16 protein-coding genes are annotated in these 12,288 nt (G+C 39.0%); 14 read left to right on the top strand and 2 right to left on the bottom strand.

Annotated features, from left to right (window positions below):
* Nucleotides 1–627: 627 nt before the first annotated feature.
* Nucleotides 628–1,794, top strand: a complete 1,167-nt coding sequence (locus tag LEP1GSC061_RS20860; protein ID WP_016545836.1) for a DUF6161 domain-containing protein — start codon at nucleotides 628–630, stop codon at nucleotides 1,792–1,794.
* Between the two features lie 218 nt (nucleotides 1,795–2,012).
* On the opposite strand, the gene LEP1GSC061_RS12590 is transcribed toward LEP1GSC061_RS20860, so the two are convergent.
* On the bottom strand, nucleotides 2,013–2,852 hold the full coding sequence (locus tag LEP1GSC061_RS12590) for an SDR family NAD(P)-dependent oxidoreductase (protein WP_016545828.1): 840 nt from the start codon (nucleotides 2,850–2,852) through the stop codon (nucleotides 2,013–2,015).
* A gap of 175 nt (nucleotides 2,853–3,027) precedes the next feature.
* On the opposite strand from LEP1GSC061_RS12590, the gene LEP1GSC061_RS12585 reads away from it, so the two are divergent.
* From LEP1GSC061_RS12585 to LEP1GSC061_RS12515, 13 genes are all read left to right on the top strand, one after another.
* On the top strand, nucleotides 3,028–3,867 hold the full coding sequence (locus tag LEP1GSC061_RS12585) for an N-acyl homoserine lactonase family protein (RefSeq protein ID WP_016545831.1): 840 nt from the start codon (nucleotides 3,028–3,030) through the stop codon (nucleotides 3,865–3,867).
* Nucleotides 3,868–4,670: 803 nt separating this feature from the next.
* Nucleotides 4,671–5,132 carry a hypothetical protein gene (locus LEP1GSC061_RS12580; protein WP_156844521.1) on the top strand — a complete coding sequence of 154 codons (462 nt, stop codon included), beginning with the start codon at nucleotides 4,671–4,673 and terminating at the stop codon, nucleotides 5,130–5,132.
* Nucleotides 5,133–6,365: 1,233 nt separating this feature from the next.
* Complete coding sequence (locus LEP1GSC061_RS12570; protein WP_040508723.1) at nucleotides 6,366–6,581, top strand: DUF2191 domain-containing protein; 216 nt, start codon at nucleotides 6,366–6,368, stop codon at nucleotides 6,579–6,581.
* Nucleotides 6,578–6,973, top strand: a complete 396-nt coding sequence (locus LEP1GSC061_RS12565; protein ID WP_040508722.1) for a PIN domain-containing protein — start codon at nucleotides 6,578–6,580, stop codon at nucleotides 6,971–6,973. Before LEP1GSC061_RS12570 ends, LEP1GSC061_RS12565 begins: the two co-directional genes overlap by 4 nt.
* 260 nt (nucleotides 6,974–7,233) lie before the next feature.
* Complete coding sequence (locus LEP1GSC061_RS12560; RefSeq protein WP_040508721.1) at nucleotides 7,234–7,473, top strand: AbrB/MazE/SpoVT family DNA-binding domain-containing protein; 240 nt, start codon at nucleotides 7,234–7,236, stop codon at nucleotides 7,471–7,473.
* Nucleotides 7,470–7,865 (top strand): type II toxin-antitoxin system death-on-curing family toxin, encoded by a 396-nt coding sequence (locus LEP1GSC061_RS12555; protein WP_040508719.1) that lies wholly within the window; start codon nucleotides 7,470–7,472, stop codon nucleotides 7,863–7,865. The genes LEP1GSC061_RS12560 and LEP1GSC061_RS12555 overlap by 4 nt, the downstream gene beginning before the upstream one ends.
* A gap of 239 nt (nucleotides 7,866–8,104) precedes the next feature.
* Entirely contained in the window at nucleotides 8,105–8,350 is a 246-nt protein-coding gene (locus tag LEP1GSC061_RS12550; RefSeq protein WP_332248702.1) for a type II toxin-antitoxin system RelE/ParE family toxin, read from the top strand.
* 102 nt (nucleotides 8,351–8,452) lie between these two features.
* The gene (locus LEP1GSC061_RS12545) at nucleotides 8,453–8,773 is read left to right on the top strand and encodes a HigA family addiction module antitoxin (protein WP_016545832.1); all 321 of its coding nucleotides are present in this window, start codon (nucleotides 8,453–8,455) and stop codon (nucleotides 8,771–8,773) included.
* Between the two features lie 328 nt (nucleotides 8,774–9,101).
* Nucleotides 9,102–9,383, top strand: a complete 282-nt coding sequence (locus LEP1GSC061_RS12540; RefSeq protein WP_040508717.1) for a BrnT family toxin — start codon at nucleotides 9,102–9,104, stop codon at nucleotides 9,381–9,383.
* Nucleotides 9,304–9,612: a CopG family transcriptional regulator gene (locus LEP1GSC061_RS12535; protein WP_232218450.1), complete on the top strand. Its 309-nt coding sequence runs from the start codon at nucleotides 9,304–9,306 to the stop codon at nucleotides 9,610–9,612. Before LEP1GSC061_RS12540 ends, LEP1GSC061_RS12535 begins: the two co-directional genes overlap by 80 nt.
* Nucleotides 9,613–9,766: 154 nt before the next feature.
* Nucleotides 9,767–10,483 carry a hypothetical protein gene (locus LEP1GSC061_RS21685; protein ID WP_198014267.1) on the top strand — a complete coding sequence of 239 codons (717 nt, stop codon included), beginning with the start codon at nucleotides 9,767–9,769 and terminating at the stop codon, nucleotides 10,481–10,483.
* Nucleotides 10,484–11,397: 914 nt separating this feature from the next.
* Entirely contained in the window at nucleotides 11,398–11,646 is a 249-nt protein-coding gene (locus LEP1GSC061_RS12520) for an AbrB/MazE/SpoVT family DNA-binding domain-containing protein (protein WP_040508710.1), read from the top strand.
* Nucleotides 11,640–11,963 carry a type II toxin-antitoxin system PemK/MazF family toxin gene (locus LEP1GSC061_RS12515; RefSeq protein ID WP_040508708.1) on the top strand — a complete coding sequence of 108 codons (324 nt, stop codon included), beginning with the start codon at nucleotides 11,640–11,642 and terminating at the stop codon, nucleotides 11,961–11,963. Before LEP1GSC061_RS12520 ends, LEP1GSC061_RS12515 begins: the two co-directional genes overlap by 7 nt.
* A gap of 90 nt (nucleotides 11,964–12,053) precedes the next feature.
* Here the strand turns inward: LEP1GSC061_RS12515 and LEP1GSC061_RS12510 are convergent.
* Nucleotides 12,054–12,288, bottom strand: a 235-nt coding sequence (locus tag LEP1GSC061_RS12510) for an IS3 family transposase (protein WP_016545833.1), incomplete at its 5' end; no start/stop codon positions are given.

The raw sequence follows: 12,288 nt of genomic DNA, 5'->3' as shown, positions 1-12,288 counted from the left end.
GATCAATTTAAATATTTGCTATTCGATCCGGAACGTCGCCTAACTGTCGGTGCTTCCGCTCCGCTCGCGGATCGCTTACACGACCGCTCGCTCGGGCTTCGCCACATTTGCTTCTGTCACTCGCCTTGCAGAGCAAACTCGTGCCATCGCAAACGTCGGAACACCTTGGTCGTTAAGCGCAATTCCGCCGGATTTTGTTTTTTTCTTTTTCGAAGCTCGGAAGCGTGTAGATTTGGTTCTAAAGCATAGGAAATTTTTCAGAGTTTTAGCGCTCCCCAATGCGAGCTGGTGCCGTCGCCAGGGATTGCATCTTGATATTTAAGCGTCCTGCGGAAGCTTATGGTTCTATTTTATCCAATCCCGAAAGGGGAGCGCGATACTTTGGGGCTAGTAAATTTGGATGCTATTGGACTTTCGTCCAAGTAGTGAAATTGAATTAAATTGCAGTGTGTTTGAGGCGTAACTTCGCTTAACTGCCAACTTGCCGCATCGCTTCGGGCTTGCTTTGCAACCCTTGCTTGGCCTTCGGCACATTTTGCTTCTGTCACTCGCCTTGCGGTGGCAAGTCTCGTGCCATTGCAAAACGTCGGCAAGCCAACGTCGTTAGACGAAAGTCAGGAAAATTTTATGGATTACGAAAAAATAAAAGACTATTTTAATTCGAATGAATGGGAATTCGCAACCTTTCTCGATAATAGTAAACTTGTATTTCGCAAATTTGAGGATTTGGAATCTTTCATAAGGAAGGAGCGTACGGCTTGGTCATATTTTGAGTCAGGAAGGTTTAGTGAAATATGGAACTTTTATAGCAGTCTCGAAAACGGAATTAACGCGATAAGCCAATATATTATTCAAAATAGATTCGATATGGTTCAGAGCCAATTATCAAATATACGTAATCAACTTTTATCTCCTTCTTATCAAAAGATTGTTTCAACTTCGAAACTTGGGTCATTTTTGTTTACGTTTGATAAAACTGACCACTATGGCATGAGCGGTGCTATAGATTGCTTAACTGGTATCTTTAATGGGTCTTCAAAAGAATATTTTTTCGGTTACCTTAAAACTTTATTTTTTCTTAATCCAAAGATTCTTAATGAAAAGTTTGACGAGGTGTTAAAAAAATATGACGCGAATTATATTCATTTTCAAGAATTAATTACTAAATATAGATCGGAAAGCACAAAGGAACTTTCAGAATTCAAAAAAGATATTCAATCGAATAAAGATAACTATGCTGCTGAATTTACTAAATTTAAATCTGATGTAAATCAGGCAAAAGAAGTCGAAGTCGGCAAATTCGTTGATTTGCGAAAACTTTATGAAGAAAAAATCCGAATAGAGGGTCCTGCAGCATATTGGCAGGAACTTGAAACGCATTATGAAAAAAAGGGGAAACTCTGGAGATGTTGGGCAGTTTGGGTCTCTACTTTATCTGTCGGTTTTCTTACCTTTATATTTTTCTTCTATCCGGAAAAGTATCTAAATGCGCAAAATGGGTTTAGCTTGGATGGTTTAAAAGGGACCTTGCTGCTCGGAGTTATTATTTCGATTTTGATATACTTGGTCCGATTCTTTATTAATCTTTCCTTAAGTAGTTATCATCTCTCTTTAGATGCAAAGGAAAGATATCAACTTAGTCATTTCTATCTATCTCTTATCAAAGAAGGGACCTTACAGAAGGAGGAAAGAAACTTGATTATTCAATCTTTGTTTGGAAGAGCCGATACTGGTCTACTGCAAGGTGAAAGTGCTCCTACTTTGCCAATAGATATCGGAATTTTTAAAAAATAGTATACGTCCTGACCTTCGTCTAACTGTCGGTGCTTCCGCTTCGCTTCGAGATTGCTTACGCAACTCTCGCTCGGGCTACGCCACATTTTGCATTGTCACTACGCTTGCAGAGGCAAGCTCGTGCCAAACGCAAAACGTCGGAACACCTTGGTCGTTATCTGCCATGCCGCGCCCCTTCATTTATAGCGCCTGCCGTCCGTGGCAGGGTTCGTAACTGTTTATAGTCCTAAGACTTTGCGAACCAAAGATTCTCTAACATTAACAGGAAGAACTTTTGTTAGGAGATAATCCCTTAACCAACTTTGGTAAATTACATATCTAGGATTCGGATTTCTTTTTTTCAATGCCTTCAGGATTATGTTTATAACTAAATCCATTGGCGGTCCATTCTGAAAAGATTCTTCGGCCTTTTTGAGGAAATTCAACATGGGCTGTCTAAATATTTTAATTGAAGGCTCCTTTTTTAGATCATTCTGGATTTTCGTAGTCATCGGTGTCTTAATCATCGATGGTGCTACAACGATTACCTTTATTCCAAGGCAATGATATTCCATTCTCATAATTGATGATAATGCTTCCACCGCAAACTTGCTAGAAGAATAGGCGCCGTTAAAAGGGAGAGTTCTTTGTCCTGCAGTAGAGCTAATGTTAATGATTCTCGGGGACTTGCTGTTAGTGATGAGAGAAAGAAATGCTCGCGATATATTATGTGTTCCTACTACATTTACTTCTAAGATGTTTTTAAATTCATCCGAACTTAAATCGCAGAGGGGTCCATTTTGTACTATCCCGGCCACATTAATAATAGCCTGTAAAGGATCTTTACCAAGGATAATAGATGCTGTTTTGACTGCATCCAGGACACTTTTTTCATTTCTAACATCTAAGATGATTGGCTTAAAAAAGCCCCCTAATTTCACTTCTAATTGATTCGCTTCTTCTTGATGTATAGCGCTACCGAGAACTTTATATCCCTCTCGCAAAAGCCTTTCAGACAAAGCTAAGCCGATTCCAGATCCCGCTCCTGTTACCAATATATAACCTTTAGAACTACTCATTATTACTCCTAGTTTAGTTTAAAATTTAATCTAAACTATAAGTTAATAAAAAACTTGTTAATTTGCTTGAATGATTCCGTTATTTTTCATTTTTTTGGAGTTATGTCGGAATCATTCAAGCATTTCTAGATTTCATTCTTTATACTCTCTTCAAAAGAAAGCATAGGAAGTTGTTATGGAATCAAAGAAGAATGCTAAAATAAAAATTCACATATTGCATCTGGGAGATACTTTAGTCGATGAAAGTGTAATATTTAATCCAGAAGGCAAGAAACTAAATCCGATTCATGCGCTAGGATTATTTCGATCCCAAAAACACAAAATCAAGATTCCAGTAACCGCCTATTTGATAGAACACCCGAAAGGTAAAATCCTTATCGATACGGGATTTCATAAGGATGTAAGAAGACATCCAATTAAAGATTTAACCTTAATTCATTTTCTGGTGAATAAACCGTTACAAAATGCTGGCGAAGCGGTAGATGAAGTGCTTTTAGAAAAAGGGGTTCAACCTTCGGATCTGGATTTTGTCATTTTAACTCATTTACATACCGATCATGCTGGCGGACTCAGATTGGTAAAAGATGCTAAAAGAATTTTGGTTAGCGAAGAAGAACTTCGTTATGCCGAAAAACAAAAATTGCAGTATGTTTCGCACATGTGGAAAGGGGTAAAACTTGAAACATTTCGATTTGCTGACTCAAAGTATGGTCCGGTAAATAAAGCCTATGATCTCTTCGGCGATGAAAGTATTATCCTCGTCTACCTCCCGGGGCATACTCCCGGACTTGCAGGTACTTTAATTAGAAATAACGAGAAATTCGTTCTATTAACTTCCGATTCCGGCTATGCCAGAAAATCTTGGGAGAGAATGATTTTACCAGGAGTAATGAGCAGTCGTGAAGACACGGAGCACACTTTTCAATGGCAAAGAACATTGTCTAAAAATGCTAATTGTATAGATTGCCTTGCCACTCACGAAACAGAGTTATCTTCAATGGTCTATGAGTTTTAATTTTTTACGTAATTTTTATTGATCTATAGGATATCTTAAGGTGCAGTTTTTTATCAAATTTATTAAAAATTAATCCTATTATTCCCTAACCGGCTCAGCCTTCCGTGGCTTCGGTCGGTTAGAAATTCGGGGCGCGGCACAGCAGATAACTAAAAATTGTCGCTGCGCTGCGGGATTGCTTCGCAACCCTTGCTTGGGCTTCGCCAAATTCCGCTTTGTCACTCGTCTTGCATAGCAAGTCTCGTGCCAAGTCCTGCGGACTCGCGGAACTTCGACAATTACTGGTCGTTAAGCGAAATTCCGCCGGATTTTGTTTTTTATTTTTCGAAGCTCGGAAGCGTGTAGATTTGCTTCTAAAACATAGGTAATTATTCAGAGTTTAAGCGCTCCCCAATGCGAGCTGGTGCCGTCGACATGATGTGCATCTTGGTATTTGAGCGTCCTGCGGTAGTATATGGTTCCATTTTATCCAATCCCGAAAGGGGAGCGCGATACTTTGGAATAAGGGAATTTAATACTATTGGACTTTCGTCCAAGTAGTGAAATTGAATTAAATTGCAATGTGTTTGAGGCGTAACTTCGCTTAACTGCCAACTTGCCGCATCGCTTCGGGCTTGCTTCGCAACCCTTGCTTGGCCTTCGGCACATTTTGCTTCTGTCACTCGCCTTGCACGGCAAGTCTCGTGCCATTGCAAAACGTCGGCAAGCCAACGTCGTTATGCGCCATTTTCTTTGAAATAATTCTCAAATAGAGAATGCTTATTAAAAGTTGAAATTTAATTTTTCTCTGACCCAAAGATAAAATGAAATTAGCCTATCTTTTGAGTATCGCTTTCATAATTACTTGCACATCAACTAATACGAAACGATCCGAATATTCAAAATTCGGATTGGAAGACATTTGTAGACTTGCTAAATCTGAAAATGAAGAGGTTTACAAAAAATTAATCACCTTTAGGTTTCAGGTTCGCAAATATCCTGAAACTCTTTCGCATTCAGGGATTATTGATTCTGCAGTTTTAACGGAGATATTTGGAATAAGTGACGATTTTTCTCTTGAGGATACAGGTCAGCTGTATGACGAAGATTCATGTTTAAAATATAGTTTTCTCTTCTTTAAAAAGGAAATAGCTACTAAATTTCGAAGAATAGAAATTGGAAAAAAGGTTTTAATATCAGCTAAATTCGGCATAATTTCACGACCAAGGGATCCTTCAAAGAAATCGACGGTTGTAATGTTGATTGAGGATATTGAGTCGTTATAAAGATATAATTAAGTTAAATTGTTTTATTACGGAAAGAAAACGGCGCATAACTATCGGCTCTGACGCGGCGCTTCGAGATTGCTTCGCAACTCTCGCTTGGCCTGCGGCACATTTCGCTTTGTCACTCGTCTTGCATACGCAAGCCTCGCGCCAAGTCCTGCGGACTCGCAAAACGTCGTCAAGCCTTGGTCGTTAAGCGAAATTCCGCCGGATTTTGTTTTTTTATTTTTGTAAGCTCGGAGGCGTGCGGATTTGGTTCTAAAACATAGATAATTATTCAGAGTGTAAGCGCTCCCCAATGCGAGCTGGTGCCGTCGCCAGGGATTGCATCTTGATATTTAAGCGTCCTGCGGAAGCTTATGGTTCCATTTTATCCAATCCCGAAAGGGGAGCGCGATACTTTGGAATAAGGGAATTTAATACTATTGGACTTTCGTCCAAGTAGTGAAATTGAATTAAATTGCAGTGTGTTTGAGGCGTAACTTCGCTTAACTGCCAACTTGCCGCATCGCTTCGGGCTTGCTTCGCAACCCTTGCTTGGCCTTCGGCACATTGGCTCCCGTCACGACTTTTGCTTGGCAAAAGGTCGCGCCTGGCTCTAACGCCTCTTCGAGGCTCAGAGTCGCCAACGTCGGCAAGCCAACGTCGTTAAGCGAAATTCCGCCGGATTTTGTTTTTTCATTTTTTGAAGCTCGGAAGCGTGTAGATTTGGTTCTAAAACATAGGTAATTATTCAGAGTTTAAGCGCTCCCCAATGCGAGCTGGTGCCGTCGCCAGGCTGTGCATCTTGGTATTTAAGCGTCCTGCGGAAGTATATGGTTCCATTTTATCCAATCCCGAAAGGGGAGCGCGATACTTTGGAATAAGGGAATTTAATACTATTGGACTTTCGTCCAAGTAGTGAAATTGAATTAAATTGCAGTGTGTTTGAGGCGTAACTTCGCTTAACTGCCAACTTGCCGCATCGCTTCGGGCTTGCTTTGCAACCCTTGCTTGGCCTTCGGCACATTGGCTCCCGTCACGACTTTTGCTTGGCAAAAGGTCGCGCCTGGCTCTAACGCCTCTTCGAGGCTCAGAGTCGCCAACGTCGGCAAGCCAACGTCGTTAGCCGAACATGCTTGCCCGAGAATTAATGCATATGGGAATTTAGTAATAGGGAAGTATGAGTCCATTATTTCGAGAATTTCCTATTAAAAGCTTGAAAATACGAATCTACATCGTATATTGTATCGTATGAAAGTGACTGCGATACTACCAGACGATCTCATTGCCGAGGTTCAAAAGTATTCTGGAGGCAAAAATATAACTGATTCACTCCAGAAAGCCCTCTCAGAGTGGTTAAAACAGGCTAAAATAAGGAATTTAAACGCGAAGCTACATAAATCCCCACTTTCGTTCCAGGAAGGCTTCTCTGGGGAAAATATCCGTAATCTGAATCGTAGCAGATGATTCTTGTAGATACATCAGTTTGGATTGAATTTTTCAGAGGAAATGAGCCTTATTTTGGTGAATTAAAGAATCTTATCGAATCATCTGAAGTAATAGTTCATGAAGTTGTTTTTGGAGAATTACTTCAAGGCTGTAAGAATAAGACCGAAGTATCTTTTATTCTAGAATATTGGGAAAATCTAAATACATTAACTTCAGATGGAAGTTTCTTGTTAGCGGGTAAACTTTCTTTTGAGAATAAGCATATTGATAAAGGAATCGGGCTAATTGATTCGGTTCTTATTAATGAAGTTAGAAGTAAGAAGCTTCAACTTTGGACATTAGATAAAAAGATTCTCAAAGTTTTAGATAAGAAAGAAATCTATTTGAGTAAAGGCAAGCACGTCGGCTAACTATCGGCTTGGCGTTCCGCTTCGGGACGCTACGCGCCCTCGCTCCAGGCTTCGCCACATTCCGCTTTGTCACTCGTCTTGCTTGGCAAGCCTCGTGCCAAGTGCTTTCGCACTCGCGGAACGTCGCCAACCCTTGGTCGTTAGCCGGACATCGAGCGTATAATCTGCTTCTTTTCGAATAATCTCTATTTCAGTTGGTTTTCGATTCTTTTAGCCAATAAAATACTTGCAATTTTCCCAGTTATTACTATTGTTATAACATGGATGCTTCATCAGTGAAAAAGACAACAATTAGGGCAATAGGGAATTCTGCAGGAGCTACTATTCCTAAAGTACTTTTAGAAAAGTATAATTTCCATGAAGGGGATACCGTCTTTCTTTTAGAAACAGAAGCAGGTATTCTTCTATCTCCATATGATCCCGACTTTGAAGAAGCAATGGATGTTTATCAAGAAGGTTCTAAAAAATACCGTAATGCCTTAAGAGAATTGGCTAAATGAAGAAAGAACCAAGATGGTTAAATAGGAAAATAGTCGAAGCAATTCATTTAGATCAAGTAAAACAGCATGGTGGATCACAAGGGATCCGAGACCAGGGCCTTCTCGAATCTGCTCTTGATCGTCCGAAAAACAAATATGCATATGATTCATCAGCAAATCTTTTTGATTTAGCTTCTTCATTATGCATAGGTATGGCTAAGAACCATCCCTTTATTGATGGCAATAAGCGTATAGCATACATGGCCACGTATGTATTTCTTGGATTGAATGGTTATAGCATAGAAGTTCCGGAAGAAGAAGTTGTTTCAATTATGCTTCGAGTCGCTGATGGAAGCATAGATGAAATTAATTTATCAACTTGGTTAAAAGATAGTTCAAATCCTCGTAAGTAAGACGCTCGACGTCGGCTAACTATCGGTGCTTCCGCTCCGCTCGTGGATCGCTTCGCGACCACTCGCTCGGGCTACGCCACATTTTGCATTGTCACTGCGCTTGCAGTGACAAGCTCGTGCCAAACGCAAAACGTCGGAACACCTTGGTCGTTAGGCGTAATAAACCTTGCAAACTATTTTAATGTATCCCGGACATCCATGTCCGGGTATGAAAAATTTATCTTTTTTTGAGATTGACTATGCTTACAATTTCTGTAAGTATAGGTAAATTGATTAAAAGTTTTGAGAATAAGGATACTGAAAAGATCTGGAAGGGTTTATTCGTTAAATCAATCCCAAATCAGATTTCGGAAATAGCTCTTAGAAAACTGAGGATAATAAACAACGCTCAAAATGTTGAAAATCTGAAATCGCCACCAGGAAATAAGTTAGAATTACTTTTTGGGAATAGGAAGGGGCAGTATAGCATAAGAATAAATGATTAATGGCGAATTTGCTTCCGATGGGATGAAAAAGATGCCTATGACGTTGAGATTGTCGACTATCATTGAATTCTCTAGTTTGTTTTTATATAGGAAATTAATAGCATGAAGAAATGGATAAAAAACCCGCATCCAGGAGATATTCTTAATGAGGAATTTCTTAAACCTTTAGGTTTGAGCGCCTATCAACTCTATAAGGATACCGGTATTCCGCAATCACGTCTTAGTGAAATAATGCATGGGAAAAGAAGTATCTCTGCAAATTATGCACTGAAGTTAGGTAAGTATTTTGACCTTCCTCCTCAATTCTGGTTAGGTTTACAGAATGATTTTGATCTTTTGGATGCAGAAAGAAAGATTCATAGTCAGTTATTAAAAATTAAGAAATATACGGTTAAGAAAGTTAAGACGCCATCCATGGCTTAATTTTTGACTATTAGCTCAAGGTTTACAACGCCTAACTTTCGGTGCTTCCGCAGCGCTTCGGGATCGCTACGCGCCCCTTGCTTGGGCTCCGCCACATTTCGCTTTGTCACTCGTCTTGCGTGGCAAGTCTCGCGCCAAGTGCTTACGCACTCGCAAAACGTCGGAACACCTTGGTCGTTAGGCGAAAGCGCTGCGGAAAATTTTAGTAAACCGTTGCGGGCGTCCGTGCCCGCCTTTTAGGTGCACTTCGAGTATTGTCAATATGTATTATTATACATATAAATATCTGTATTGACATAAATATTGTCTTCGGTTATTCTATGGATAAATGGAGTTTGAATGGGATCCTGCAAAGAATGAAGAAAATTTGCGGAAACATGGAATTGACTTCTATGAGGCTCAAAGAGCTTTCTTAGATCCTAACCGTGTCGTTACTTTAGATGTCATTCATTCTTTAGATTCGGAAAAGAGATATTATTGTTTTGGCCTTATTGATTCGCATGTATCAACCGTAAGATTTACTATTAGAAATGGCAAGATTCGAATCATTGGGGCAGGTTATTGGAGGCAAGGTAAGAAAGTTTATGAAAAAGAAAACGAAATACACTGATGCACCAACATCTATATCATCTTCAATTAAATCTTCTGTTGTAATCGATGATTTCCTTCCTCCTCCGAGTAAGCTTGTCCTAAAAGAGGATAATTCTAAAATAACCATAGTCTTAAGTAAGAAGAGTATTTCATTCTTTAAAGAGCAATCTAAAAGATCTGGAGTTCCTTATCAGACTATGATTAAAAAGGTCCTGGATTTATATACTGAGCATTATGCTCATAAATGATTTAAAGCGCCATCCATGGCTTAATTCTATTGTATTAGCTCGCAGAGCCTTCGCCTAACTTTCGGCTCTGACGCGGCGCTTCGGGATTGCTTCGCAACCCTTGCTTGGCCTTCGGCACATTTCGCTTTGTCACTCGCCTTGCAAGGCAAGTCTCTTGCCAAGTCCTTACGGACTCGCGAAACGTCGTCAAGCCTTGGTCGTTAGACGCCATAAAATAATTTCAATTGTCATGTTAAATAAATCATTTATATTACTAATTTTCCTACTCTCTTGCAGAAGGACGGTCGATAGTCAATATTTAAAAAATCATGATTCTTTGCCAAATGCTCAAGGAAAGACACGAATTCTGGAATTTCGATTGGAAGGGGGATTTCGCGAGAAGCCTGTCGTGACTATTAGCTTAACTTCTGATCCTTTTAACAAGCAAGCGAGAGAAGATCGGATCAATTATTACAATGAGTTCTATATGGATTCTAATAGTGTAAAAATAGAAGTTCCAGCTGAGGCAATTTACGGAGAGATAAACTTCAAGAATGGAACTTGGTATCCATTTATTTTCTCTATTCAGTCTAATGCTAAATTATATCTTGGAGTAGAAAGAGGAATTCTTTGGAAGAGATATCAAGTAGGCTATGGGCGAACCGCTTGTTCTCAGCAGCTCGGAAATATATATTCTTGTCCTTCAAAATTGGAAAACGGAGAGATCATTAAAATCATTAAAGTCGGCGTTGATCCGGAAGCAAAGCTGAGCATCCTTTTGACTGGTTTAGTTTGGTTTAATACTGGCGTCATTTACTTACTAACGTCGCTTCCTATTCCATTTTATGGATTTTTTGCTTTAAGGAATGAAGTGACAATTTCTGTGGAATGAGATTTTTACGGCGTCTAACTATTGGTGCTTCCGCTCCGCTCATGGATCGCTAACGCGACCACTCGCTCGGGCTACGCCACATTTACTTCCGTCACTGCGCTTGCTTGTGCAAGCTCGTGCCGTTGTAAACGTCGGAACACCTTGGTCGTTATGCGCAATGCTCAAAATTTTCTTAAATCTATTATAATCGGTTAGATAGAATGTTTTTCGCAATTTATAACAGATATAAGGTATTTTTAGCTGGCATAATTTCGTTAATACTTTTACTCAGCGCGACCTTTTTTGCCTTCATGTTGGTTTTCGCGCAATATTGGATACCTTATGCTGAATCGCGGGATAAATCTACTTTTGGGATAATTTATGTTATAGGAATGGGTTCCATCCAATTGGGGTTTTTTCTTTATATATTTGGTTGTATTCTTTTCATATATAAACCAGCTAAGTTTGCTTATACACTAATAGTTGGATATAATGTATATTTAATGCTTAATTATCTTTATCAATTTCAATTTAATATATTTGAATATCAACTAATAGGAATGAATTCATATGTTTTAGGAGCAAGTTTCATTTCTATATTGGTTAGTATTTTGTATAAAAGACTATATTTAAAAAATAGGTATATTACTTAGAACGAATCCTAACAAAGATCGCACTCCGCATAACTGTCGGTGCTTCCGCGGCGCTGCGGGATCGCTTCGCGACCCTTGCTTGGGCTTCGCCACATTTGCGTCTGTCACTCGTCTTGCGGAGCAAGCCTCGCGCCATTGCAAACGTCGGAACACCTTGGTCGTTAGACGCCAGTTTTTAAAGTTTTCTCTTTTTTCAGAAATCAGAGAACACGAGCAATTTTAATACAATTTTGGAATAACATTTTCATTGACAATGTATTTGGTAATTACATAGTAATTACTATGAGAGTTTCTGTTGTAAAAATAGGCAATTCAAAGGGTATAAGAATACCGAAGGCAGTTTTGGAGGAATGTCATATTGAGGAAAAAGTAGATTTACTTATCGATAAAAATAAAATTATTATAGTTCCTCTCAAAACTAAACCCAGAGAAGGGTGGGAAAAGCAGTTTAAAACAATGTCTGAAAGAAAAGAAGATAAATTGCTTATTTCTGATTCTATTGATTTATCTATTAAGGATTGGGAATGGTAATTTCTCAATACGAAGTATATTTAATCAACTTAGATCCGACAATTGGGCATGAAATCAAAAAATCAAGACCATGTGTTATAATATCACCGAATGAAATGAATAAGTTTATTGGTACGGTTATTATTGCGCCAATGACTACTAAATCACATTCCTATCCAACAAGAGTAGAGTTAACATTTCAAAGCAAGAAGGGATGGATAGTTTTAGATCAAATTCGAACAGTTGATAAAGTACGTTTGATTAAAAAGCTTGGCAAAATTGAATTAAAAACAGTCACCAAAGTTAAACAAGTTATTCAGGAAATGTTGGTAGATTGAACTTTTTCTATAAATTAAAAACCGGCGTCTAACTTTCGGTGCTTCCGCATCGCTTCGAGATTAGCCTAGTTACGTTTTAGTGGACACCTTTTAAGCCGCTTTTTCTTCAAATTCAACGGGACTCACGTATCCTAAAAAAGAATGTAATCTTCGTCTATTATAATAAACTTCTATATAATCAAAAACTGTTGCTTGGGCTTCTTCTAATCTATAGAAATAGTTATACTTCATCTCTCTCTTAAGAGTGCTAAAGAAAGATTCTGAGACTGCATTGTCCCAGCAATTTCCTTTTCGACTATTGCTCCTTCTAATTCTGTTCGACATT

The organism is Leptospira wolffii serovar Khorat str. Khorat-H2, from assembly GCF_000306115.2.
GTDB classification, from domain to species: Bacteria; Spirochaetota; Leptospiria; order Leptospirales; family Leptospiraceae; genus Leptospira_B; species Leptospira_B wolffii.
Note: the sequence above shows the minus strand (reverse complement) of the source record. Positions and strands in the feature narration are given on the sequence as shown.

Excerpts from the sequence above, each read along its gene's own strand:
- LEP1GSC061_RS20860 (WP_016545836.1), top strand. The coding sequence starts at position 628 with ATGGATTACGAAAAAATAAAAGACTATTTTAATTCGAATGAATGGGAA.
- LEP1GSC061_RS12590 (WP_016545828.1), bottom strand. The coding sequence starts at position 2,852 with ATGAGTAGTTCTAAAGGTTATATATTGGTAACAGGAGCGGGATCTGGA.
- LEP1GSC061_RS12585 (WP_016545831.1), top strand. The coding sequence starts at position 3,028 with ATGGAATCAAAGAAGAATGCTAAAATAAAAATTCACATATTGCATCTG.
- LEP1GSC061_RS12580 (WP_156844521.1), top strand. The coding sequence starts at position 4,671 with ATGAAATTAGCCTATCTTTTGAGTATCGCTTTCATAATTACTTGCACA.
- LEP1GSC061_RS12570 (WP_040508723.1), top strand. The coding sequence starts at position 6,366 with ATGAAAGTGACTGCGATACTACCAGACGATCTCATTGCCGAGGTTCAA.
- LEP1GSC061_RS12565 (WP_040508722.1), top strand. The coding sequence starts at position 6,578 with ATGATTCTTGTAGATACATCAGTTTGGATTGAATTTTTCAGAGGAAAT.
- LEP1GSC061_RS12560 (WP_040508721.1), top strand. The coding sequence starts at position 7,234 with ATGGATGCTTCATCAGTGAAAAAGACAACAATTAGGGCAATAGGGAAT.
- LEP1GSC061_RS12555 (WP_040508719.1), top strand. The coding sequence starts at position 7,470 with ATGAAGAAAGAACCAAGATGGTTAAATAGGAAAATAGTCGAAGCAATT.
- LEP1GSC061_RS12550 (WP_332248702.1), top strand. The coding sequence starts at position 8,105 with ATGCTTACAATTTCTGTAAGTATAGGTAAATTGATTAAAAGTTTTGAG.
- LEP1GSC061_RS12545 (WP_016545832.1), top strand. The coding sequence starts at position 8,453 with ATGAAGAAATGGATAAAAAACCCGCATCCAGGAGATATTCTTAATGAG.
- LEP1GSC061_RS12540 (WP_040508717.1), top strand. The coding sequence starts at position 9,102 with ATGGAGTTTGAATGGGATCCTGCAAAGAATGAAGAAAATTTGCGGAAA.
- LEP1GSC061_RS12535 (WP_232218450.1), top strand. The coding sequence starts at position 9,304 with ATGGCAAGATTCGAATCATTGGGGCAGGTTATTGGAGGCAAGGTAAGA.
- LEP1GSC061_RS12520 (WP_040508710.1), top strand. The coding sequence starts at position 11,398 with ATGAGAGTTTCTGTTGTAAAAATAGGCAATTCAAAGGGTATAAGAATA.
- LEP1GSC061_RS12515 (WP_040508708.1), top strand. The coding sequence starts at position 11,640 with ATGGTAATTTCTCAATACGAAGTATATTTAATCAACTTAGATCCGACA.